16 protein-coding genes are annotated in these 25026 nt (G+C 51.0%); 3 read left to right on the top strand and 13 right to left on the bottom strand.

The genetic code is table 11. The annotated features are described in order from the left end of the window. Positions 1-29: 29 nt before the first annotated feature. From LF95_RS18970 to LF95_RS18920, 11 genes are all read right to left on the bottom strand, one after another. On the bottom strand, positions 30-1421 hold the full coding sequence (locus LF95_RS18970; protein WP_073956770.1) for a hypothetical protein: 1392 nt from the start codon (positions 1419-1421) through the stop codon (positions 30-32). Between the two features lie 4 nt (positions 1422-1425). Next, positions 1426-3327 (bottom strand): S1 family peptidase, encoded by a 1902-nt coding sequence (locus LF95_RS18965; RefSeq protein ID WP_073956769.1) that lies wholly within the window; start codon positions 3325-3327, stop codon positions 1426-1428. Positions 3328-3362: 35 nt separating this feature from the next. Next, positions 3363-4514: an SH3 domain-containing protein gene (locus tag LF95_RS18960; protein WP_073956768.1), complete on the bottom strand. Its 1152-nt coding sequence runs from the start codon at positions 4512-4514 to the stop codon at positions 3363-3365. 19 nt (positions 4515-4533) lie between these two features. Next, positions 4534-6462: an SUMF1/EgtB/PvdO family nonheme iron enzyme gene (locus LF95_RS18955; protein WP_073956767.1), complete on the bottom strand. Its 1929-nt coding sequence runs from the start codon at positions 6460-6462 to the stop codon at positions 4534-4536. Further along, entirely contained in the window at positions 6455-7687 is a 1233-nt protein-coding gene (locus LF95_RS18950; RefSeq protein WP_168173730.1) for an ABC transporter permease, read from the bottom strand. Before LF95_RS18950 ends, LF95_RS18955 begins: the two co-directional genes overlap by 8 nt. Then, positions 7680-8423, bottom strand: a complete 744-nt coding sequence (locus LF95_RS18945) for an ABC transporter ATP-binding protein (protein WP_073956766.1) — start codon at positions 8421-8423, stop codon at positions 7680-7682. The genes LF95_RS18950 and LF95_RS18945 overlap by 8 nt, the downstream gene beginning before the upstream one ends. Before the next feature lie 9 nt (positions 8424-8432). After that, positions 8433-10586 (bottom strand): vWA domain-containing protein, encoded by a 2154-nt coding sequence (locus LF95_RS18940; RefSeq protein ID WP_073956765.1) that lies wholly within the window; start codon positions 10584-10586, stop codon positions 8433-8435. 13 nt (positions 10587-10599) lie between these two features. Next, positions 10600-11604, bottom strand: a complete 1005-nt coding sequence (locus LF95_RS18935; RefSeq protein WP_073956764.1) for a hypothetical protein — start codon at positions 11602-11604, stop codon at positions 10600-10602. A gap of 3 nt (positions 11605-11607) precedes the next feature. Then, a complete protein-coding gene (locus LF95_RS18930; RefSeq protein WP_073956763.1) occupies positions 11608-14343 on the bottom strand; it encodes a virulence factor SrfC family protein in 2736 nt (911 codons plus the stop codon). A gap of 18 nt (positions 14344-14361) precedes the next feature. Further along, on the bottom strand, positions 14362-17436 hold the full coding sequence (locus tag LF95_RS18925; RefSeq protein ID WP_073956762.1) for a virulence factor SrfB: 3075 nt from the start codon (positions 17434-17436) through the stop codon (positions 14362-14364). Between the two features lie 727 nt (positions 17437-18163). Continuing rightward, positions 18164-18838, bottom strand: a complete 675-nt coding sequence (locus LF95_RS18920; RefSeq protein ID WP_073956761.1) for a GntR family transcriptional regulator — start codon at positions 18836-18838, stop codon at positions 18164-18166. A 119-nt stretch (positions 18839-18957) separates the two neighbouring features. On the opposite strand from LF95_RS18920, the gene tcuA reads away from it, so the two are divergent. Together tcuA and tcuB are read left to right on the top strand one after the other, a co-directional pair. After that, positions 18958-20346 (top strand): FAD-dependent tricarballylate dehydrogenase TcuA, encoded by a 1389-nt coding sequence (gene tcuA, locus LF95_RS18915; RefSeq protein ID WP_073956760.1) that lies wholly within the window; start codon positions 18958-18960, stop codon positions 20344-20346. After that, entirely contained in the window at positions 20330-21457 is a 1128-nt protein-coding gene (tcuB, locus tag LF95_RS18910) for a tricarballylate utilization 4Fe-4S protein TcuB (protein WP_073956759.1), read from the top strand. Before tcuA ends, tcuB begins: the two co-directional genes overlap by 17 nt. A 62-nt stretch (positions 21458-21519) precedes the next feature. Here the strand turns inward: tcuB and LF95_RS18905 are convergent, their stop codons facing one another. Together LF95_RS18905 and LF95_RS18900 are read right to left on the bottom strand one after the other, a co-directional pair. Beyond that, on the bottom strand, positions 21520-22920 hold the full coding sequence (locus LF95_RS18905; protein WP_073956758.1) for a sensor histidine kinase: 1401 nt from the start codon (positions 22918-22920) through the stop codon (positions 21520-21522). Then, entirely contained in the window at positions 22917-23579 is a 663-nt protein-coding gene (locus LF95_RS18900; RefSeq protein ID WP_073956757.1) for a response regulator, read from the bottom strand. Before LF95_RS18900 ends, LF95_RS18905 begins: the two co-directional genes overlap by 4 nt. A 245-nt stretch (positions 23580-23824) precedes the next feature. Between LF95_RS18900 and LF95_RS18895 the strand changes: the two genes are divergently transcribed. Continuing rightward, positions 23825-24925 carry a Bug family tripartite tricarboxylate transporter substrate binding protein gene (locus LF95_RS18895; protein ID WP_143182107.1) on the top strand — a complete coding sequence of 367 codons (1101 nt, stop codon included), beginning with the start codon at positions 23825-23827 and terminating at the stop codon, positions 24923-24925. Positions 24926-25026 lie beyond the last annotated feature (101 nt).

Below are 25026 nucleotides of genomic sequence, written 5' to 3'. Positions count from 1 at the left end.
CAAATGCCAGGAAACATCGTTCGTTAGAGCTATTCAAGCTCGAACGAGGTCACAAAGATTCTTTTCTTCAGCCTGTCTTTCGACACCCTGCCCTCGGTAACTGTGCTTTCCCCATCAATTGTCGTGGTGACGGTAAAGTCAGTTGGATCAATATCTGCGTCAATTGCATAACTGCTGAAATACACGACATAAACTTTATAGACACCGCGCGGCGCCGCATCCAGGTCGTTCCACTTAATATTTTCAATCGGCGTAGCGGTTTGAGCCCGACCAGCATTCATATCGACATCCAGGTAACCACCACTTATCGATTGTTTATTCTGAAAATAAATCAGTTCGCCGTTTGGATCTTCTACGACAAGATCAAGGTCATGCCGGTTGTTCCAAACCAATGAAACATTAACGGCCCCAACAAATGACCCCTCTCGTGTCAGCCGTTCCTCTGCGCTGGGTTCGGTCTGAGGTTCTGCTACTGGAATGTCTTCAACAGGTGAAACAAGCCCAGCTTGGGGTTCTTCAATCGTACACGCTTGCAAATCATTCGCCAGGCGGGCTTTTAATGCGGCAATCTCGGTGCGCAAAGACTGTTCTGTTTCTGCTGCATCCCCTCCAGTCAAAGGCATGCCAATGGATGGGGCCCCTACCGAGGGCAAACCGAAACCACCCCCCAACATGGGCGGAAGACCTATTGCGCCGCATCCCCGCATAAGCAGCAGCAATAACAACAACAATAAAAGCATCAATAAAAAAGGCACCAAACGACGCCAGTTCCATGTCCGGCGTTCTGGTTGCGGCGCTCTTTCATTTCTGGAAGACATTACCTCAGGCGCTGTCACATCTGGCTGCAACAGGTCGGGTTCGGCGTCCGGCACTGGCGCTTCATGCCGGGCATCTTTTTTCAGCTCCGTATCATCGGTCAAAACAAGGGACGGTTTCCCCGAAGCGCTCATCTCGTGAAACTTTTCCTGTTCCACGCTTTCCGAGCACCCCCAACAACACAATAAAACCGCTTTATCCGCACCCGTTGCTGTCTCTGCAAAATAGGTATGATCGACGCCAATACCCGAAACACTGCCCCGTAGCAGTTGAACTTCATTGTGTTCTGTATTTCCAGTTTCAGCTTCAAGTCGCCCGGCAAGAGCCAACACCGCCTCAATGAACTGCGCGACCTGAATATTCACCGCTTGCCTTTTGGCCTCATCCAGGGATGCAAACGGCTTATATTCAAGTCTGGAATGGCTAAACCATTGAATTTCACCGCGTGTATGGCTGATTTTTGGCGTCGCCAGTTCGATGTCGGCCATATCGACATTATTGCGTTTTAGCAAAGCCAGTAGTTGCGGTGAGAGCTGATGCAAGTTCTGGCCATGCACCCGTAAGGGCGCAAACTCAGAGAGTTTGGTTTTCAGGATCAAATCCATTTTATCACTCCCCGGCCATCACAGCACACTGACTAACAGCAGACTGAAAGCTCGCCCCATTCTCTCGAAGAAATTCCTGCAAATCCGCGCCGGAAATTGAAAATAGCCCTCTCCTGCCTGATTGCGCATCCTGGCCAACAAATGTGTTAACACCCACAACGTCGCCACACGTATTCATTAAGGGACCACCGCTATTGCCCTGAGAAATATCGGCCGAATGAATTACGATATCTGGCTTGTTCGGGTGTTTTTGGACAACACTGACTTCTCCAGTGGTGAACACCATCTCCGGAGCGCTATTCCGATCCCCACCAATCAACCTTTCCAACGCCGGATCACCCTGAGTCAAAAACGCAGGATATCCTGCCGCAACAACCCGCATTAATTTATCGACCCTATTGCTAACCGCTAATGGTACACCGGCTGAAGGGGCATCCAGTTTCAACAAGGCAAAATCAGGATTACCAATTTCGGCATCTGGTGACATGGCGACAATTTTTGCCTTCTTCACATCTCCTAGCCATTCACTTGTTACAAAGGCCGACGAATCACGGCTTTGTTCCACAACATGCCGATTGGTAACAATGAATTGCGGACCGATAAAAAATCCAGTCCCCATCGCCGCCCCACCATTTCGCGAGGCACTGAGAATTAAAACAACTGATTTCTCGGCAGCCCTGGCGAGTTCCGTCATATCTTTTGGCTGGTTAGACGAAGCACCCTGGCTTTCGGTTTCGCTTTGGTCTTCTTCTGTAACCACCTGCTGTTCTTCGGCATTCGTGTTCGTATCAACATTAGCTTCAGTAGACGCTACATTAGGCGCGTCATTTTGCGCCCCACCCGCGTCGGCCGCCGAACCAGACACGACACCACTCGGCGCAGGCATCACTCCAACAGGATGAACTGGCCCATTTTGTTCAATATAGCCCTGTGCTTCAGGCGCACACGGGTCTTCAAGCAGTTCCAGGAGCCTGTTGCGTTCTGCCCGTAATTCATCCAGAACGGAAGAACTTGATGCCTGCTCACCTTGGGACTGCCCCCAGAAATACCACCACAGCAGAAAGAGCAAAAGAATCAGCAAAATGGCTGAAATGATCCAACCGCCCCAGAATAATAAACGATCCTGCCAAGATCGATCCGGCTGCTGTGCGGCAGAATCAATTGTTGCTTCGCCCCGGTTCAGAACCCCTGTACCAGACGGCTCCTCAAATGAATGGTTGTTCGTTAGATCGAGATCGGATTCATTTGGTTCACCTGATCCTGACGCATCGTTCGACGATTGCTCGTCAATCGTCTCATCAGGGACAATATTGTCGATTACAACAGGTACTGAAGCCTTCTCCAGAGAAGCTCCCCCTGCTTCCACAAATTGAGCATCACTATTGTCGGTCTCAACCTCAGAATATATAACGAAGTCTGATTGCCCTAATAAGTCCTGCCACAGCGCGTTGACACTGTGATGAAAATGATCCGCATCAACAAGGTTGGGGTCATGTAGCGCCCAATTGATCAGCACGGGTTTACGCCCAACCACCATAACGGAATCTTTGGCACCCAGCTGAAGCATTGCCGCCAGAGGCTGACCAATATCCATATGATTAAGAAGAGCAACGCATTTGCTGATTTGTGCGCTCAAATCTGCAAGAACATTTTCGCGAAAATCCGCATCAAGATGATTTAGTTTTTTAATGGCCCCCTGTGCCTGGCTATACCAGGTGACACTTTCTATCTTGCCCGATGGCTGACGCCGATAGACCGGTTCGGCAAAAAGATCCGCGAGGTCAGGCGCAATATCGAGTAAAACACCCCGGACAAAAGCGTGTTGTGCCAAAAATGCACCATCAGACCCCATAACTGGAGTCCAGTTGGAGGTATCTGTTACGGTCAGAAAATTCAGGCGGGCCATTAAAATTATCCGCTGTTATAAAGTTCGAGCAATCATCAGACCTGAACAAACAGTCGGGCATCAATCCCGAAAGTCAGCAAATCAAGCCCGCCAACCAACCCGATATCGTCAATTTCCGCAGCCAGCTGTTTGTATCGGGTTTCGCTTACTGCCTCGACCTCTGCCTGTGCAACTGCGGCTTGTTCGTGCGAATTCATGCCCGCCGTGGTTCCCGCCAATACCGGATCCTGAAGGCCAGGTGCTTGTTCTAACGGCCGTTCTGCAACCGTTACCGGATCATTCGTACCCTTAACCTTATTGCGGGTCAGACGAGATCCATGAACAAAGGCCTTCTTGCCTTTAAACGATATTTCATACCATTCCGGAGCATCTTTCGCAGGACCAACAACATCTACTTTCTCATTGGTACTCAATGAGCCCACGACGCTGTTGCCGGTCGATGCACCAGACCGGACATTGGTGTTACCCAGTGCATAAAGTGTATCCGTTACAGTGCTTGTTGCACCTGGGACCCTTTCTTCAGGCGGGATCCAGGCCGGAACTGCACTGGCATTGACAACCATCGATTTTTCAACTCTGCGCGTTTCCGCCTCGGCAGAAGCATAAGCATCCAATCGCTTTCCGGAATCATCAAGAATTCCCTGAATCAGCTTCTGGTCAGTTGCCATTTGCTCACGAATTTTCTTAAGTTCGTTCGTCGCCTGCTGTTTGGTCAGATAGTTGGCCGCCAGGCCATTTCGCACCCGTTGAAGCTGGGCAAACCGGCAATTCGTTAGCCTCTTTACAACGCCGGTAGTCTGCGACAAACGCATCTTGTCTGTCGAGGTATCGCTGTTGATTTCCTGAAGAATTTGCCGCTGGCTCAGACCCTTTTGCTGTTTGCCCTGCAAATACCCGGCAGCAAGCCCCGTCAACGCGCCTACCCCAACACCAATCAAAGCTCCCCCAGCCCTGTTTTTTTTACCACCCAAAAGGGCACCCGCGATCCCCCCGACAATCGCCCCGACAACAGCACCGGTCACAAGCGACTCATTGAACTTTTTTTCAATCGAAACCAGTGGCTGACGCTCGGCATAACAGGTATCGGCTTTATCATCGTATTTCCCCATCGTGCCAGGTGTGACGCAGCCCGAAAGCAACGACGTTGACACCAACAGCACGAGAATACGTTTCGAAACAATATTCATAACCAACCCCCTTGGTTTACTATAGGTACTGCTCCAGATGATGGAGCCTCTCAAGACGCTTTTCCCTTACAGAATCAATATCGTTAAGCCACCCATCAACGACCGGCGGAGATAAAGATCCCCCCGACTTGCGCAAGCTCGCAATATGGTTCTCCGCCAATTCGACAAACTGTTTAAATACGGCAATCTGGGCTTGCTCCAATTCGGAGCGAACACTACTGACCGCGTCTTCAACCCCGTCTTCTGGTTCCTGAGCAAACTTGCGTATGTTGGAAACGTAAAAGTTGAATGCGTTATCGAGAGCCCCATTCATGACTTCATACTTGCCAAACTGTTCAGTCAGCTTTTCCGAAACCTTGGCCCGAAGTGCAGCATCCATCTCGTCAACTTTATATTTATCAACAAACTCATTTAGCTGACGCACGGATGAGTAAAGGTTACGCCCCATCAAAAAGACATTGTAAGCGGTCAATACGGATGCCTTGAAACGTTCACGACGTTCCAATCGGGCTTTTTCGTTAAGTTCGACGTTACTTTTTTCCAGCGCCACCTTGATCTCGGCAAGGCTGCTGGCAAGGTCCTGTTGTTCGACCTGCCCTTTTTCCAAAGCTTCGCGCAATTGTGCAAGCCTGTTGTCGGCGGCTTGCCGGTTTTCATCAACACTGTTCGAGATCGCGGCTTTGGCTGAAATCAGTGCTTCGGTCAGCGGCTGATTCAATACACCAGTGCCCCAGCGATCACGATTATTTGCACCATAGGTAAATACAGGAACAGCAAGAACAAGGCGAAACCCGGTTGTTTTAGGCTTCAGTTCACCGCCAGCCTGAAAAAATGGAACTTCGCGCCGTTGCCCTACACGAATTTGCCCTTCGCGGCTTAGATAATTGCCACCCTTGACAATATAACCCCCGGCTTGTCCATGAATTCTGTCGGGACGTATCAAACGGAAAAGGTCATAAACAATTTCATCGACATTGCCGACAGTGTCGTAGATGCCCAAAAGGTTTGGCGCCCGCAATCCCGCAGCCTTGGGTTTTTGCAAGATTTGCGTTCCCTGACCGGAATAAATGGCAACCTCCCGTGCCGCCCCAGACCGCACATTATTGGTGCGTGGATCACGCACTGCATAAACGCCAGAATTGGTCCCTTCTTCAAGAACAGCACCACGCGCCGCAAATTCCCATTCCGCTTCGGTCGGCAGGCGCAAATAGGATGTCGAGCCCAATTCCCACGGCAATTCGGGCTTTAATCCCTTCCCTACCTTCTCTTTGTCACGTAAAAGCAACCAATTCGTGTAATCTCGCGAGAAAGCAACAGCATCAAACCAGCTAATGCCCTGCGCAGGCAAAACCTTGTTAACCTTCAGCTTCGCTATGGTTTTGTCATAAGCATCACAACTGGTGGAGTCAGCTCGCGCATCCTCAGCCATAAGGCCATTGCGCCACAAATCAACCTGATGTTCCAGCACCTCATATTTGCCGATATAATATGACCGGCCATCCACACGACTATAAGCATCTTCCTGATCCGACGGGTGCTTGCCGTGACTGGTTGACAGGCCGCCTGCCAAAAAACCTTTCCGTTGCTGGCTAATCAACTCTTCCGTACTGGCAGCACCTGTATCATGGAACAGATTACCAAGTGAAATTTCAGCATGGTCAAGCACACTGTTAACAGGCACGGTAACCCGTCTAAACACCATTTTACGGTCACAGGGCATGTCTAAAACCAGCTGTTCAGGCAAGTCCTGATTTTCCGGAATCTCTCCACAGATTGATGCAGCGTCGCCTTCACTTTTTTTGTGTATCCGATACACCGCAGGATCATCATACAAACACCACGGCGTATCAGTTGCTGTTGCAGCCTGTGAAATACAGAGACTACTTCCCAGCACTGCACATAAAATCACAATGCGATCCGCCAATAGCACGTCCTTGATGCTAATCATTGCGCACTCCCTCTGCAGGCATTACGGATGCAGCCCTAAACCCGCCAACGACCGAAACCAGCCCTCCAAGGCAAACAGACGCGACAACGGCAATCAGGTAATGTTGTGGCAATAGCAGGCACAACACCTCGCCAGACCGCAAACCCGCAGCGAAATTGCGATTAATAATTTCTGAGGTCAGCATATAAAGCAGGATTGCCAACACACTTCCGCCTGCTGTCGTCAAAACAGACTGCAAAATCGGCAACATCGCCACATCAAGATCAGAGAATCCCAACAGCTTTAAGATACTGATATCCTTTTGTTTTCTTGCAACAGACGCAATAACGCTTACGATCATCGCCAGGGCATAGCCAATCAACGCCAGAGAACTGATGATCAAAAACAATGCCGTCAGGTTACGGTCAAAGGTACGAACCATTTCGATGCGATCAAGCTGGGTTTTGGTCTCGATCCCGCGCGCTTCCATTTCGGCCCGCAAACCTTCGACATCATCAAGCGTTGCGGCAAACAGGCGAAAACTGGCGAAAGAACGCACAAATCCATCCCTTGCCAAACCCTCCCAGTTCCGGGCAGGAACAGCAAAACCCTCGCGATAATCCTCGGCAGCCAACAACAAATCCAGCGGCACCAGCAGGAGCTTCCGCTGAGTACTTGTCAGCGGCAATATGCCCTGAACAACAAGATCGAGACGAACGGCCTCCCGGGTTTTGTTTACAACCCTTACAATCTTGCCTGTCACATGGTCGCCGGGCTGAACACCAAGCTGCTCAGCCAGTGGCGCAGAAATATAAACATTATTTCCTACCGGCCCGTCGCTATACAATTCAGGCAATAACGGGTCGCCCTGGGCAGAAGGAACCATTTCAGCACGAACAGCAAACTGGTTGGCCTTTTGGGCCGAAACAAGATCCATCGTCGCTGAAAGAAACCTCGTATTCGCGATCAGAAAAGATGCACCAGGAAGGCGAGAATAGGTTTCCAAGTCCTTTTCCGAATATTCTCCCTGCCCCAGAATTTTTATTTCGCGGATCAGCGGGTCCCGGTTCAGGTTCTCAACCATCGTTGAAACGATCCCGAACTTAAGTCCATAAAGCACCAGCACCGGCGCCAACACCGCAGCCAAACCAAGGATCGCACAGCATGAAAGTCGCGCCTCGTGTATATAGTCCCGAACCGCCACACCGGAAATCTGTCTCAAACCGTAAAAAGAAAAGCTAAACAAGGTTTTCCTCCCGGTACGAATGCCCGATTGTACTGACCACCTGTCCCGAACGGGCATGAGGCTGCAATTCTATTTCCCGCATAGCCAGATCCCGGATCCCCTCGCGATCATGGGAAACCATAACAAGTGTCTTTCCCTGTGACCGAACGAGGTCAACAAACAGACGCATAACATTCGCCGCATTAAGCGGATCAAGCGCGGCCGTAGGTTCATCCGCAATAATAACGGCTGGCCTATGAGCAACCGCACGGGCAATGGCAACACGCTGGCGTTCGCCAACCGAAAGCTGTCCTGGCTTTTTGCCGCAACACCCACCGATTTTCAGGGTAGACACGATTTCAGCGATATAACTGCGGTCATATCGTCGCGTCAGTCGACTTGGCAGTTCAATATTCTGCAAAGCCGTCAAAGATGGGATCAATCCGCCGATCTGCGGGACATAACCAATATAATCACGCCTTAACTGCGCCAGAAAATCGGATTTCTGACTAAGCCCCGGTGAAAGGTCGGCAACCGTGCCCCTGCCTTCCGGTGAGAAACGGAATTGATCCGCATGGTGATGCCCAAGCAAAAATGCCAGAATGTCAACCAGGGTGCTTTTGCCGCAGCCACTCGCCCCGACAAATGCAACCAGTTCCCCCCGACCAACATCAAGTTGGTCAATGTTCAGCAGAAACTCACTTTCGACACTCTTTCGACGAAATATCAGGTTTCTGATTTGATAAACACTCTCCATCGTTCCGTCCTACGGCAATGCGTATAACGGAACAGGATATGCAGCCTGCCCTGAATCCTCGCTCCCGAAATTCACCCAGCGATCTGTATCGTCGTTCATTTGCTGATACATCGTCAGCTTCAGTTCCAATTCGTCGATAAATTCCAATTGGCCCGTCATGCCCCAATTCAACCAGTCTTCCTGTGTCAATTGCAGCACTTTGCTTCGATAGGGAAGCTGGCTTAGATAGCTTGGCAACAAGCCGCTTTCAGCAATATTGTCGAACGTGCCGCCATTCCGGCCCGGATCATTCGATGTTGTTGCCGAGAGGCTTTGCAACAAACCAAAAAAATTCCCGGGGTCCAATTCGGCGGCACGGGCCTGATCAACAATTTCCCGCAGACTTTGTGCCAGACTATTCAGTTGATTACGGCTCAGGAAAACATTCACACTAAGTGCCGCCAGTTGCGGATTTGGCAAATTGCGATCCGATGTCCAAGCCCGGTAAAATGGAGGCAACTGTTCGCCATCACGCGCGCCGATATATTCAATCTGCGCACGGAAAATTTCGTTCACCGCCATACGCCCCATGTCGGTCTGCGGGGCGTCTTCTGGCTGTTCCGCTGGCTGATCTGCCTGTTCAGGTGGTTCCGGGGCATCGCCAAAGGCATCCATGAACGGATCCTGCTGATCCAACAGATCGTCAAGTTGATCGGGTGTAACTGTTTGGCCACGGTTCGCCTGCCGAAGACTAACCCGGACCTGATTAGCAAAATCGCCAACAAAACTGGAAAAAGTATTTAATGCACCGCGGTCAACACCGACATATTTATTCACATTAATATCGCCCGTCGTCCCGAGATTACGGTATTGGCTTTCAGCCAACGGCAAATTTCCAGCACTTTCCGCCTTATCGGTGCGCAAATGCATCGGAAAGATCGCGATGCTTTTTGCCGCGGCCATTTCACGAATATTATCCATCGCCATATTACGATGTGCCGCATGCGGATCAGTACCAACGCGCGCGCCAGCGTCACTAATAAGCACAATCAGCCGACCGGCATATGGTTCCCAATCCATATTGTTGATTGCATCATAAAGCCCGGCTACCGCATCCTCATTCCATCCCTCGGTGGACACCTTGGCGGCCTTGACCTTGCGAATATTTTCCAAAACCGCTTCGCGCGGTGCCTGTGGATCAAGTTTCTGAAAGACTTTGGTCACGTATCCAATTTTATTGTCATAGGAAACGTCATCACGATAACCGATGATCCCGAACGAAGCCTTTTCAATCGTCCCGTCCTGGGCAAGCTGATCGTAAACAGCATTGACGGCATCGTAAGTGCGCTCAATGTAAGGGCCCATAGACTGGGTGGTATCAATGACAAAAACGATCCCCATCTTAAAATCACTAAGATCACCTGAAGGCCCATCGTCGGCCCCCGGCAGGGGAGGCGCATCTGCACCAACAGCAGGTTCTCCTGTGCTACCATTTCCCGCGTCATTCCCGACTGCGCCTTCTGCGGCCTGTGCATTCAGGCCGGCAACCTGAACCATCGTAATTTCACTGCCATTATCATATTCGCCCGGTGCCCAATCCAGGATCGGCATCAAATATGGCTGTGAAGATGCATCAATTGCTGCTTGCGGTTCCATTGCCGCCAGCAATTCGCGATCAGGGCGGCCATCTGCAATATCTGCGTAAAGTGCATCAAACCGCTCCTGCGGGGTCTCAGCGGCAATGCTTTGCTCCAGACCTTCTTTATCATTAAAAAACAACACCCGCTTACGCTGGCCCCGAGGGGCAAATTGCATCACCAGCATGCTTTTCCAAGCCTCGGTAAAACGGGACTTAAGCCAGCCATCTCCGCCGCCAACAGGTTCCTTGCCGATTTGGATCCAGCCTTCGCCGTCAATCTGTTTCTCGCCATAAATATAACGCACAGAAAACACAGGCAGCGTGCTGAAATCTTCCGCATGCTCATCGCCCGGCTGCTCCTGAATTTTTGCCTCTGGCAAAATCAGGACCCGACGATAAAGCTCTGGCGCTTCAGGAACCTTCAGGGCCTCTATCGCTTTCGCTGCACCAACATACCCCCCTGCAATCAGGAACCCAAGGATTGTCACACAGCAAAATGTGCGAGCAGCCCTGGAAAAATGCGATGTAAACAACCGGCTTTTCATACCCATTCCCCGTTCAGTTCCCAATTGCCATCATCTGGCTTAACTGCTGTGCTTTTTCGTCGCCTGACGCGGCCTTTTCATGAGCCCAGGTTTTCAGGCGTTCAACTGCTACGGCAGTATCTTGCGGTTCAAATTGCTTGGCCTTGACGTAGTAGGAATAAGCCTTTCCCCCATCCTTGCTGAGCGCGGGATAGGTTGTTTCGACCGTCGGGTCATAAATTCCTGCAAGCGACAAATAGGCTTTTCCGATCCCCTGCTCTCCCGCACGGCGAAACAGGCTCATGGCCGCACCGGTTTCACCATCACCAAGGTAATCCAGGCCTTTCGCATAGACCGTCTCGGGCGATGGATTGGTCGCCAAAAATGCAGCGATCTGGCTGTTAATGTCCTGGTGGCCCGGCGCATCACCGCCCGTCAGGAAATACCATCCCGCACCAGCTCCCCCCGCAAGAACCAGCAGCATAATCAGGCTCAGAATTAAAATTCTGGCAGTACGCGGTTTTTGAATGTCTAAAGGCGGAGAAGCAGTCTCGGAGATGGAATCTTCGCCAGCACTTTTGCCACCAACAGAATCAGTTCCCTTGTCTTTGCCAGTCGTATCGATGATTGGCGGCTTTGCTAATTCCTTTTTGTCCCTCGTGCTCTTGTCCAATGCGCCCGCCACATCATTCTTCGGGCGATAAATCGGGATCCGTTGCCACGCGAGAACACCAACACAGCTTTCCGAGGAAGAAACCGATGACAATCTGAGACGATATCCACCCGTAGACATATGCTGTACTATCTGTGGTCCCAATTCAAAGACCAAGCCGGTATCGTCCTGTTTGACATTATCGATATCGTGAATTGCTTCAACTGTCTGCCAACCTCCTGCCCCCAGGAAGGGTTCAGCATGTCCGGGATGCTCAAGGGCCATTTTCAGACCACCCCGGGCATCAAGCGAACAGTTACGGACTGTCACAACAACAACACCCTGAACCCCTTTCTTCGGGACAGCGGAAAGTTTCATATCTGCCATGATTTATACCGCCATACCTTTGCTGCAGGATTTCATTTGCACGATGACACGCCCCAGACGCTCATTATCTTCGCTGTCTCCCGCTATGCCGGCGTCAATTCTGGCGTTGTCGCGAATAGTCGCTTGCACAGCCTGGCTCCAGTCGACAAAACGTGTCCGATAGGAATCCGTGAATTTTTCAGGCAGTATCTCGGCACCAATCCGCTGCATCGGCTTGAAAATATGAACTTCCCGATCTCCCAAATCGCGAATGACACTGCCCTCGCCCGCAAACACACCGCCATAGCCAAGGGTCGCAATATATTCATTAAACATCCCGCATACCGGTGCGACCTGTTTCCAGCGATAGCTTTCCTGCTGTTCCGTTTTATGTTGCTGGGCGTCACGAACCAGTTCCGCCAGTTCGACGAAAAGTCCGCGGCCGTGGGCCGCCTTCATAAATTCGCGCGCAATCGTCCGTACTGTTTCCGCGTCCAGGCCAAAATAATGCAAGGCATTCGCATTGTCGGCCAACTCAAACATTTTGTTGGTCCAGGCTGCTTCCAAATCAACCACAAACTTCGCGGCAAGATCCTGCGGCTGCTTTAAACTGGTCTGCCTGGCATCACCTTCATCTGCGGCCGCCTCGGTATCGTCATCGTTAAAATTCCCCAAACCAAGCATTTCATCAATGTCATCGCCGCCGGTAAAAACATGGACGTTGGCTGTTGCCTCATCCTGCTGTTTTGCTGTCCCGGTAATCACACTTGTCGCCATGTGTTCGCTCCCGAGAAAAACCTCATAGGATTCTTCCTCGGAAAACCGGATCGCATTAAGAAACTCGCCCATTTTCTGCCGTTTCAGCACAACCGCCAATGACCGCAGGACCTGTACTGCTTCTGCCGTTTTTTTCTTGGCTAAAACCGCAAGATCACTATCAACATAATAGGGCCCCAGAATATTAAGCAGTTGCGATATGGCATGTTCAATATTTTGCCGGATCTGGTTACGTTTAAGGTCCGGATTACAGATGGGGCGGATATGTTCAATCAAATAGGACACACCACCATCATTCGGCTCCATCGCAGCATTAAAGGCACGGGCCGGGTCCCTGAAATATTTTTTGACTTCTTCACATTTGAGATATCCATCAAAAATATCAGCAACAAATGTCTTTTCGTCGTCTCTCACACCTCTTTCAACAATGGGATCGGTCGAGATATAGTCAAACAACCCCTGCTGAAGAAAATACGGGTTCCGGACCCAGAAAATATTGTTAAACGGCTGACCTGGTGTCCATTCATTAACCCAGCGGGTATTGGGCGATTTTTCGGCAAATGCCTTGATCAACGAATAATCCATGCGTGTTTTCCAACGCGAATTATCGGTCCCTTTTCCCGCTGCCTTGACAAATCCGGTGTCAAATTTTGTCATAATGAAAAAAAGTGACGTCTGCTGACCAGCACGCATGTCAGGGCTTTTGCCGTGGGCTTTGGAAATCCAATCTTCAACGGTAATCGGAACTTCGGCAACTTCCTGATTGGAATCCCCCACACATAGCAGCATGCTTGTCAGTTCTTGTTCATCGCAATAACGATCAAAAAGATAAGCAACCTTGCCCCGCAAATAGATCCCCGCAACTTTTTCGGGTTTCTCAAGTTCCTCGGGGTTATTCTTATTCGGACTACGTGTTCTAGCCCCAGGGAAATCCAGCAAATCGGTATAGTCAAAGAAATCATGGGGCTGATATTCCATGAAAATAACCAGTTCCGCGATCAACGCTCCAAGCTGCGCGCGCGAAACCTCGACTGTTTGGCCTGATGCTGTGCGAACACGAATGCCGTCAGGAGCTCCAGTATTGACCAATCCTTCAAGAGCCGAAACATTTATGATGCTTTTTGCCGTATCCCGGGACCATTCCTCCCCTTCGGTGAGAAACAGGGCCTCAGGGGCACAGAAAATTTCTGTTGCGTGACCAATGCGATCCAATGCGTCGGTCAACACCGCGTAAATACGATCAAAAATCGGCATATTCTGCCATAATAGTGCAAACAGGATCGCCCGATGAGTTTTGCCCAAACGCAGCACCAATCCCGCCATGCGATCCCAAAAACCAATCCGCTTAAGCGCCTGGAAATACGGACTTCTAATCAATTTTTGATTACAATATTCCTCAAGATCATAAACATCCTCGATCTTTAACGGCGATTGACCCGCAGGAGCGCCATCAAGTTCCGAAAGGGTATTCAAAACGGTTTCTTCAAAATCACGCGTGTCGATTTCATCTTCATGACGAATGTCGAGCACAAATGAATTCGACAAGATTTTTACGATATCGAGCTCGCTCAGCAGAGCAGCTTTGATCGGAAAATCATCACTTGCCTGCGGTGCCCGATCCATCGTGAAACGCGTCACCAGGCCCGTAGATTCACCTCCGCCTTCAGGGTTGATATGTTTAATAAAATCAACCGTATGGCTTCCATATCGTGCCAACAACGGATTATCGGCATTCCGCGCCAATGTTGAAATCAGATAGGACTTCCCTGCCTGGCTCGCACCATATACCCCAACGCACATTTTGCGGTCTGCAGCTTTGGCCAACTTGCTGACATGGACGATCGACTTGCGTAATTCCTTGATCAACCCTGCATTATTGGCAGCACTTTCGTTCGTCGTATTTTCGACCCATGAAAGCGCATGCGATACAGCGTCTCGAACGATCTCGCAATCATGCTTAAGTTGCTTGTTTTCGGTCTGCATACTCGGATCGCTCTTTGCTTAGTTGATGTTCGGAATGTTGAGAATACCGGTATCAAGCCAGTAGCCATTCTCGTCGAGCATGGTCCTCAACTGCAAATTGAGAGCTGAAGGATGAACCATATCGCCAGCGCTGGTCTCGATACTTTCGACCCGAAAAACGCCTTCATCGGGTAACTCGTGTTGAAGGCCACCGTCATTGTCTTCGGGTTCCCGCGTGTAAGAAATCTCCACGCGGAACGGTAATTTGTCGGCCAGGTCTTCCGAGGACGTCTGATCAGAATAACTCAGCGCGAAAAACGGCGTCGCCGTCCATCGTTCCAACGGCAACTGACGAAAACCAATGCGCGTCGGCCCGAGATAATCAATCATCGCCGACTTTTCTTCGTCCCTGTCTTTCTCAAGATCCATGCCTTCAAACAGCAATGTATCGTTGGCAATTTTACCATTCTGATCAAGCAGGCCAATAAACCGCGCCGTTGATCGCGGTTTAAGGTTACTGGTACGCATATTGAAATTGCTAAGATGACCATTCGAGAGCAAACACAACATCGCCCCCACAGAAACAGCCGTTTTAGGGTCACGAATACGCCCGCCGCTGCTCCAGTAAGGATACCATTTTCCGATACGGTATTGACTTAGCGGATAAATCCGATCCGGGGCAACTGGCGCGAAATTAAGGACTGTGGCCTGGACAGCCGGAAGCGCAGATGGCCGTCCCGAAAGGACCAATAAATCGCAATCAAAACAGCCAATGATCTCGCAAAGATCCATGATCACAGGACTGATCGCCGAAGTGATTGTGGCAAATACATCTGCCAGGTCCACGTCAAAACTGAAATCGCGAATAGTGAAACCTTTTGCCCCAGCGCGTCGCGCATTTTCGTCAATAAATTCGACTGCATCCGCCCCAGGCACCTGCTGTTCACGGAAAACCTCAGCGTAAGACACTGTTTTTATTGCGTCGCCCTGTCTGAGATCACAGTCTTCACTCAACTTCAAAATGTGCAACCCAAAGGAAACTGCAACCTGATTAACGAACTGACGTCTTTTCCGGCGATAGCTTTCGGACTGGTCGGCCACATCACGGCCTACCGCAATTGTCAAAAAATCCGCCGGATGGGAAATTCCAGCTTCACGCAAACGCTGTCCCAACGGCACGATGAAATGGCGTTCGATTACCTTTTTAAGGACATCATCGCCCGCGATATTGAACCCTTCGCGAAAATCAATATGTGGTTCCAGGCGATGGATCGGCCCCCGATGATCTTTGCACTCATATGTCGTGATAATCAGATCGCTTGTGCCACCACCAATATCGATGCTAGCCACACGAAGTGTTTTTTCGCCCTGGTAACCTTGGCGCATTTTCCCGCGAAGGTTAAAATACTGGGTAACATCGCCAGTAAACTTTTCAGCCAGTTCGTTATACAAAAACACGATCTGGGTACTGGTTGCCTCGTCCCAATCAACAACTACTGTTGGTGGCTCGCGAAAATCAATTGCCCCATTTGATGTTGCGGCTAGTTCCTCAAGCTTGTCACTCCACCCAAGAGCCTTCCAGAGCGTCGACACCGCATACGTTGCCCAACGCTTGAAAATATTGCGCTCTGCAATGGGCATCGCGGCTGGCACAGTAATAATCAGACGGCGCAAACGGCGCGGTATGTCAGGATTGAGCCGTGATGCCCGCTGCGCAGGGGAATTAATATTCACCAGCGCCTGCAACAGCACCTCGGACAGCATGAACATCATAAGAGAACTGCGCGAGAAATGCGGACTGGTCACTGGAAATTCCGATTGTCCGCGCGTAATTGGCTTGCGCTGCAGCACCCTGTCTTCGACACGATCAATCGGCGTGCCACGATCATTAATACAAAGCGCAAACGCGCCGGTATTAACCGGTTCCTCGATGTTATCCGGATGTTCGGGATCAGGACAAAACCGCCATTGCTGACGCCAGGATTGTTCGTCCCACAAATAACGTTTGGGGCTGGACATTGATGTCAGCCCCTCTTCCTGCCGCGATGAAGCGGCCAAACGCTCCGCCTCAGGCCCAACCCGGACAAGGGACGGCCATTCGAACGGATCCGTTTCACGCTGGCTACCGTAGGAAAGATCTTCAGGATCACCAAATTTGCATTTGGCGAAACAGACATTGGAACTAAATGGCTCCGTGTAACGCTGCTCTGGCTGAGTCAGATCGCGCAATTCAAGCACATAAGAATTACCTAGAGACGGCCCCCCCTGTTCATTGCGCTCAATCAACATGCCACATGTGCGCGAATTGCCAACATCAAGCACCAGGTCCACTTCTACCGGGCTGGTTCCCTGGGCGGTATTGATCAACCGAACACGAGGGACAGCCTCCGTTGCGGCCAAAACATCAATTAGCGTGATGTATCTGGCAATGTACTCAACCTTATAATCACGATGATCCAGGCAAACTTTCCGGTTTGGATTTTTACTCTTGAGAAAAGAAACAAAAAGTTCCTGAAGCCACTGATCAATCCATTCCTCGCCAACAAACCACGCATATTGCGCGACTTCACTTGCCAAGGCCATTTCCGCACAATCAATTACATCCGCGCGAGTGATTGCCGGCGTAATCCCGTCATCACGCGGATTTTCCAGCTTCGGATCAAAAGCAATCGTCAGAACGTGGGTATTGCCATCAACATCGCTCTCAGGCAACGCAACCAGCCGCATCCGAGACCAGTTTGACAACCCCTTAAGCATGGGTTGAACAACATCATTACCTGAAGGCTCAGTACGCAAAAAAGGTGCTGGAACCCATTTGTCAAGAAATGGCTCCAGAGCTTTTTCAACATTCACGGAATATATCGGTACGATTTTTTTGCCGTTGCGCGGATCAGTCGCCTGCTCATGGATCTGCCGATCCAGATAATCACCCGTCTCTTTATCCTGAAGCAGCGCCTTTAAAATGTATCTCTGGCTGTCATCATTGAAATATTCCCAAAACTCGCTCTGCACCTTGCGAGGAAGCACATTAAGGTTCAGGGGAATATCAAGAAACTGCAAAGGCCCATCAGGAACGATGGAAACAGTATTTTTAAACTTTGTATACAAAACCATCACTTAAACCGCTGCAAGATGTCATTTCAGGCGCAATGAGTCTTACATCGGGAAAAGCGTGGCATTCTCGCGGAATATACGAGCCCATGAAAATCCCCCAAACCGAATCAATAACGTCTGTCCCACAATACAAATCGCGTCTTTTTTCTATGCGCAGCCCGGATTGGAAATCCCCAAACACCCAACCTCATCAGCCATGAAGTTATTCTATTCTCCACATCCTTTGCATAAATAATTTAAAGACACGATCTCGTATACTAAACTCTCAAACAACGAAGTTACAACCAGATTCACCCGCTCTCGGTGACAAAAAACAGTTCCTCCGAGATGAACGAATGACTTGAAAATTTCACAATGATTTCAATTGTTTTCGGCTAAGACCCATACCTAGACTTTTGGAAGCTAACTATACTAAGGAAACAAAAACTATCCAAATGGGCACTAATTTTTTCTAAAGACAATGCTCAATACTGAATAATCTTAATGCCACAGGAAACGCTGAATTCTATAGTGACTAGCAGAGAAATTTCTGTGCAGATCCGCCAAATATACAAACACATTCATCACTCAAAAGTTCGCACACATCGGAAAACCTAAGAGCACCCGGAATGGTATTTTTACTGCGAGTATAGACTGTAATCTGGTTCAGCCCCTGTCCAAAAATAGATCGTCAATCAGCAGCTAAAAAACTTCTCAAATGCTCACAATTCGTTGTGATTCAGATGATTTAGCCAAGGCCGTTTTCACCCAGAACATTACGCAAAAGCCTGATGCGCAATCTTTGCGCATTGCGAATGTGCAAGCGCGCGGCAGCATCGGCACCATCGCCATTACCGGCACGGATATTTTCGACTATATCGCGATGTTCGTCATAGGCACTTTGGGGCCTGCCGTCATATTGCAGGGTCGTCCCGCCCAAAAGCGCCATCGCATTCGATAGCGAATTAAGCGCATCAATCAGATAGCGATTATTGCCCATGCGATAAAGCGCCTGATGAAACAACCGGTTAATTTCGGCAACCTTGATCTGGTCATCTCCGCTTTTCAGCATCAGCTCGTTTAAATCTTCCAGCTCGGCAATTTCCAGCTCCGAGGCATGGCGCGCGGCATAACGTGCCGCCGTTCCCTCCAGAACCTCGCGAATCTCGTAAAGCTCGATCACTTCGCGATGGTCCAATTCCTTAACCACGGCCCCCTGGCGCGGCACATGGATCAAAAGCCCGTCGCTTTCCAAGCGCCGGATGGCATCACGCACCGGGGTACGGCTGATGTCAAATTTTTCCGCGACTTCCACCTCGCGAAGGCGGGTTCCAGGCTTGAGTTCTCCATGCTGGATCGCCGCCAAAAGCTTTCGATAGGCGACCTCGCCACGGGGTTGCCGGTCATCGGAATCAGAACTCATAAAACATACCTTGCGTGTTTTTATTGGATTTGAACTTGACACATTCCGCTGTTGGTTACAACCTTGCACACTCTTGTATACAATAGTATCCAATAAAATACCGGGAAGGTAATGTCCTCGTGAACACTCTTGATACCCATTACGACATTCTTGTCGCGGGCGGCGGGCAGGCCGGGCTGGTTGCCGCCATCGTCGCGGCAGAAAAAGGCGCCAGGGTTTGCCTGCTGGAAGGGGCGCCCAAAACCCATCGCGGTGGCAATACGCGCCACACCCGCAATTTGCGCCCCCTGCATGTCGGCCCGCTATCGGTGCTTAGCGGCACCTATGACGAAGCCGAATATTGGGACGATTTAATGCGCGTCACCAAAGGCAAAACCAACGAACATCTTGCCCGTATGACACTGCGCCAATCATCCGCGGCGGTTGAATGGCTCGAATCCCGGGGGGTGCAATTTCAGCCTCCACTCGGCGGCACCCTGCATCTGGGGCGTACCAATGCGTTTTTCATGGGCGGAGGCAAACAGCTTTTGAACGCGCTATATCGTCATGCGCAAAAACTCGGCATTGAAATTCATTACGATGCAATGGTCTCGGCTGTTGAAATGGAAAACGGCACCTTCAAAAGCCTGCATGTCGGAAATCACCGCCTGAGTGCCAAGGCATTCGTCGCCGCTGCGGGCGGGTTCGAGGCCAATATCGAATGGTTAAAAGAAGGCTGGGGCGACATTGCCGAAAACTTCCTGATCCGTGGCACACCGTATAACCGGGGCGATCTTTTGCGCATCTTGCTGGATCAGGGGGCACAGCAAATTGGTGAAGCCAACCAGTGCCACGCTGTTGCCATCGATGGCCGCGCGCCCAAATTTGATGGCGGCATTTGCACCCGTGTTGACTGCGTGTCGCTGGGCATTGTCGTGAACGAAAATGCCGAACGTTTTTATGACGAAGGCGAGGATTTCTGGCCCAAACGCTATGCCATCTGGGGCCGCCTGGTTGCCGACCAGCCCAACCAGGTCGCCCATGTCATTATTGACCAAAAGGCCAAAGGTGGCTTTATGCCCCCCGTCTTCCCCGCTACCACGGCCGACACAATCGAGGAACTGGCCGACAAAATCGGGCTGGCCCCCGAAACGCTGCAAAAAACCGTTTCGGATTTTAATGCCGCCGTGCAGCCGGGCAATTTTGACCATACCAGCCTGGATGGCCTGCATACCGATGGCCTGGATGTAAACAAAACCAACTGGGCCCGCCCCATCGACCAGCCGCCCTATAGTGCCTATTCGTTACGGCCGGGCATCACATTTACCTATCTTGGTGTCGAAGTGACCGACAAGGCCGCCATGAAAATGGCCGATGGCACCGTCAGCCCCAACATTTTTGCTGCAGGCGAAATCATGGCTGGCAATGTGCTGGGCCAGGGCTATCTCGCCGGGATCGGCATGACGATTGGCAATGTATTTGGACGAATTGCAGGAAACGAGGCCGCCGATTATGCGCTCAACCGATAAAACAGCCGAAGTCGCACGGGTTATGTCGATTTGTAACGCCTGCCGTTACTGCGAAGGCCATTGTGCCGTGTTTCAGGCAATGGAATTGCGGCTGGAATTCAATGCCGACACCGTCGATTACCTTGCCAATCTTTGCCATAATTGTGGGGCGTGTTATCATAATTGCCAATATGCCCCGCCCCATGAATTCAATTTGAATGTGCCCGCCGCAATGGCCGAATTGCGCCAGGAAAATTATGGCGTTTATGCCTGGCCGGGCTTTATGGGCAAACTGTTCGTCCGTAACGGCCTGTGGGTCAGCCTGCTCTCCATTGCCGTCATTAGTCTGTTTACCATCATAACAGCCAGCCTGACGGGCGAGAACTTTTTTGCCCGCCATGACAATGCGTTTTACGGCGTCATTCCGCACAATGTCCTGGCCGGTTTATTTGGTGCTGTCGGACTTTTTGTTGCCCTGGCCCTTGTGCTGTCCTGTGTTAAATTCTGGCGCACGATGCAGCTTCCGGCCCCGCACCGGCTCAATTTCCGGCAGGTCATTCAGGGCATAAAAGATGCCCTGTCGCTCAAATATCTCGATGGTGGGAATGGTCAGGGCTGTTCCTATCCCGATGAAACACCCTCAATGGCGCGGCGCTGGTTTCATCAGTTCACATTTTGGGGTTTCATGCTGTGTTTTGCCGCAACATCATCGGGCACAATCCTGCATTACGGCTTTGATCTCCCCGCCCCTTATGGCTTTCTCAGCCTGCCCAAACTGTTTGGCATCACAGGCGGTCTTGGCCTGATAATCGGCCCGCTGGGTTTGCTTTTCCTCAAGGCCAAGGCAGACCCGATGCCCAAGGGAAAAACCAATAAAGGCATGGATGTCGGCTTTCTGGTTCTATTACTTCTCAGCGGCCTGACCGGTCTTGCCCTGATGCTGGTCCGCGACACCCCCTATGTCGGCCTTACCCTTTGCCTGCATCTTAGCGTCGTCTTGACGCTGTTCCTGTCCATGCCCTATGGAAAGTTCGTGCATGGTTTTTACCGGCTGATTGCCCTTGTGGTATTTGCCGTTGAAAAGAACGCGCACAAACCCGTGGTCGGCATCTGTAAAACCAAACCGGTCTAACCGCTGCCTTTCCATGTGGTTCTATGCTGCGGGATCGCATTGTGACTGCCCTGAACTAAAAATCAGGGAAAGGCAATGCGAACCCGCAATCCTTTGCCGTTGGGCCCGGTTTCCAGGCTTAATTGCGCCTCGTGGGCGTCAGCGACCTCCTTGACAATGGCAAGGCCAAGCCCACAACCCTGTTTATTGTCGTTATCAAGACGGACAAACCGCCCCAAAACACGGCCCCGGTCTTCCGGTGCAATACCCGGTCCGTTATCTTCCACCTCGATAATCGGTCCGGTAACGGCACCACTGCCAATCACGCGCACCGTTATGCTTGATCCCGGCGGACTATAAATCATGGCATTGTCAATCAGATTGCACAGGGCTTCGTGCAGCAACACCTCGTTGCCAGTTGCGATCTCACAACTCATCCCCTCGCTTTGGTCATCAAATCCCAAATCAACCTGATGATGCAGGGCGGCGCGCACTTTTTCCGCCGTAACGCCCGATGCAAAATTCAACAGATTGATTTTTACCAAAGACCCCGCCTTACGACCCTCGGGCGACACGCGGGCAAGGTTCAAAAGCTGTGAGGTCAGCCGTGATGTTTCGCGCGTTTGCTGAACAATGCGTTCCAGGGCCAGCCTGTCTTCGTCGCTATGAATATTCCGCAAGGCCCATTCCGCCTCGGCCTGTACGGTTGCCAGAGGGGTTCGCAACTGATGCGAGGCATCGGCGATAAAACGCTGATTGGCGGTAATCGAACTTTCAAGACGCGCCAATAGCCCATTGATCGACAAGACAACTTCGGTGACTTCCTTAGGCATGACATGGCGGATGGGGCGCAAATCATCTGTCGAGCGCCGGCGAATGGCCTGCTGCAAACGCTGCAAAGGTGCCAGACCATGTGTCACGCCAATCCAGGCAAAAATACCACTTAGAAACATCAACACCAGATAATCAGTCAGCGAGCCCATAAGCTCGTCATAAATCAGGCTGTCGCGTTGGCGGCGTGTCTGGCTCACATCAATCGTGACCCAACCATGAATATTCGATGATGGGTCGGACACCAGATATTTCATGGTGACGGCGCGCACATCTTCGTTGCGATAATGGGCATTATAAAAATGCGGCACACCCGGCTTTAAAACCAAATCGGCAGGCGCACGCGGTAAACCGGTATCCCCTGTCACAAAGGCTCCATTCGGCCCCTGCACACGATAATAGGTATTTTCGCGGGTAAATTCTTCCAGCAGCAATTCAATATCGCGCGATAGCAAATCACCCCGCGACTTAATGGCATGTTCGGAAATTGTCACCGCAAGAGCAACCAAAAGCCGATCCTGAATACGGTTTGCAACTTCGCTAACCGAAAGATAATTCTTGGCCAAAAGGCCAGAGCCCATAATCAAGCCGGGCAATAACAGCCACAATAAAAGCCTGGCCCGAAGCGAGGGAGTTTTAGGATTTTCCGTCATTCGTCAATCATATAACCGAGCCCGCGAATTGTCCGCACTTCAACACCGCTATTGGCGATCTTTTTGCGCAGCCGACTGATGTAAAGCTCTATTGATTTCACACTGGCCTCGTCATCGAAGCCAAACAAATGCAGCGCGATTTTTTCCTTGCTGATCACCTGACTGATATTAAGCAACAACACCTCCAGCACCCCGCGTTCGCGTGGGGTCAGGGCGACAGGCTGCCCAGCCACCGTTACCGACCGGTCAATTGAATTAAACACCAGTTTCCCAACCGAAATATCTGGATTGCGCACACCAACATTACGCCGCAACAGGGCGCGCGCACGGGCTTCCAGCTCGGACAGCTCAAACGGCTTGACCATATAATCATCCGCCCCGGCATCCAGACCCGCCACCCGTTCATCCAGATTGCCCCGCGCTGTCAAGATCATCACCGGCAGGTTGATTTTACGAATGCGCACGGCTTTCAGAATCTCCAGCCCGTCCATGCCCGGCAGCGACAAATCCAGGATCAAAAGATCAAATGTTTCCTGAAGAACAAGGCGCAAAGCGTCTTCGCCGTCGTGAACCAGATCGACAGCATGTTCCATCTGGCGCATCGCAGCCGCAATTTTGCCCGCCAAAACAAGGTTATCTTCAACGATCAGTATACGCATATATCTCCAGTAACATTGAAAAATGACCCGTGAACTACAAAATTAAAAAACAGACAGCAAACTGACAGCTTTCATCAACTACAATGACCTTACAGGCGAACGGCACCCCGGCAATGACCGGAACAAAAACAACAGCCGAATGCCTGATCGGGAGGAAATCGTTTGTTTGTATATCGTACCGATTTACATATGGCACTCGCATCCTTCCGATTGAGAGACAACAACATTATCGGAGGGAATACAAGATGTCGTGGGGACGCTCCTTTAAACACTCATTGACAGCCGTATGCGCAGCCGCAGCCCTTACCTGTGGTTTTGCAGCAACTGCAAGCGCCCAGGAACCTGATTTCGCAGGCGAGCGGGTCGAACTGATTATTCCATTTAGCGAAGGTGGCGGGACAGATACGTGGGGACGTTTCTGGGCGCCTTATTTCAGCGTTTTTCTGCCAGGAAAACCGACAGTCGTTGTCAAAAACGTTCCTGGTGGGGGCTCCACCTCTGGTGCGAACCAGTTTGAAGCCCGTGCGAAACCGGATGGCCTGACCGCGATTGGCACATCGGGTTCGACACAGTTCCCATATCTTCTGCAAGACAAACGGGTTCAGTACGAAATGCGCGACTGGCGTGTTGTTCTGGCCTCGCCTACCGGGGGTGTCGTTTATGTCAATTCCGATCTTGGCGTTAAATCAGCCGCCGATTTGAACGCACTCAAGGAAATTCGTCTGCGTTATGGCAGCCAGGGCGCAACCTCGCTCGATCTGGTGCCGTTGCTTGCATTTGAATTGCTGGGTCTGGATGTTGACGCTGTTTTCGGCATGAAAGGTCGTGGTGCCGGTCGTCTTGCCTTTGAACGTGGTGAAGTCAATATCGACTATCAAACCTCGTCAGCTTTCATCAATAACGTGACCCCCCTGGTCAATATCGGCAGCGCCGTACCGCTGTTTTCGTGGGGCGCACTTGATGACGACGGCAACATTATCCGCGATCCGTCCTTCCCTGATCTGCCGAGCTTCCCCGAAGCCTATGAAATGATGAAGGGCGAAAAGCCGTCCGGTCCGGCTTGGGAAGCCTATAAGGCATTCTTTATTGCCGGTTTCCCGGCACAGAAGATGGTCTTCCTGCCCAAGGATACGCCTGAAAACATCGTCGAAGCCTATCGCGCTGCGGCTGTTTCGGCGACCAAAGAAGAAAGCTTCATTGCAGATCGCGAAGCGACCCTTGGTGCCTATAAACAGATTGTCGGCGAACCGGCTGAACGCATCTTCCGTCAGGCTGTGAATGTGCCCGAAGATGCCCGCACCTGGGTGCAAAAATGGCTGACCGAAAAATACTCGGTCCAGTTCTAAACCTTAAAATCTGAAGTCTCCCTTTTCCTGATCCGGGGTGGGCCTTGTCCACCCCCTCTTTTTCTTACCCTGCGATCTTTGAGTCGTTTTCAGGGAATGGG

Origin of the sequence: Thalassospira sp. TSL5-1, assembly GCF_001907695.1 — a bacterium.
In the GTDB taxonomy this organism is placed as follows: Bacteria; Pseudomonadota; Alphaproteobacteria; order Rhodospirillales; family Thalassospiraceae; genus Thalassospira.
Note: the sequence above shows the minus strand (reverse complement) of the source record. Positions and strands in the feature narration are given on the sequence as shown.

Coding starts and splice junctions, on each gene's coding strand:
- LF95_RS18900 (WP_073956757.1), bottom strand. CDS start 23,579: ATGCGTATACTGATCGTTGAAGATAACCTTGTTTTGGCGGGCAAAATT.
- LF95_RS18920 (WP_073956761.1), bottom strand. CDS start 18,838: ATGAGTTCTGATTCCGATGACCGGCAACCCCGTGGCGAGGTCGCCTAT.
- LF95_RS18930 (WP_073956763.1), bottom strand. CDS start 14,343: ATGCAGACCGAAAACAAGCAACTTAAGCATGATTGCGAGATCGTTCGA.
- LF95_RS18945 (WP_073956766.1), bottom strand. CDS start 8,423: ATGGAGAGTGTTTATCAAATCAGAAACCTGATATTTCGTCGAAAGAGT.
- LF95_RS18955 (WP_073956767.1), bottom strand. CDS start 6,462: ATGATTAGCATCAAGGACGTGCTATTGGCGGATCGCATTGTGATTTTA.
- LF95_RS18940 (WP_073956765.1), bottom strand. CDS start 10,586: ATGAAAAGCCGGTTGTTTACATCGCATTTTTCCAGGGCTGCTCGCACA.
- LF95_RS18970 (WP_073956770.1), bottom strand. CDS start 1,421: ATGGATTTGATCCTGAAAACCAAACTCTCTGAGTTTGCGCCCTTACGG.
- tcuB (WP_073956759.1), top strand. CDS start 20,330: ATGCGCTCAACCGATAAAACAGCCGAAGTCGCACGGGTTATGTCGATT.
- LF95_RS18960 (WP_073956768.1), bottom strand. CDS start 4,514: ATGAATATTGTTTCGAAACGTATTCTCGTGCTGTTGGTGTCAACGTCG.
- LF95_RS18895 (WP_143182107.1), top strand. CDS start 23,825: ATGTCGTGGGGACGCTCCTTTAAACACTCATTGACAGCCGTATGCGCA.
- LF95_RS18925 (WP_073956762.1), bottom strand. CDS start 17,436: ATGGTTTTGTATACAAAGTTTAAAAATACTGTTTCCATCGTTCCTGAT.
- LF95_RS18965 (WP_073956769.1), bottom strand. CDS start 3,327: ATGGCCCGCCTGAATTTTCTGACCGTAACAGATACCTCCAACTGGACT.
- LF95_RS18935 (WP_073956764.1), bottom strand. CDS start 11,604: ATGGCAGATATGAAACTTTCCGCTGTCCCGAAGAAAGGGGTTCAGGGT.
- LF95_RS18905 (WP_073956758.1), bottom strand. CDS start 22,920: ATGACGGAAAATCCTAAAACTCCCTCGCTTCGGGCCAGGCTTTTATTG.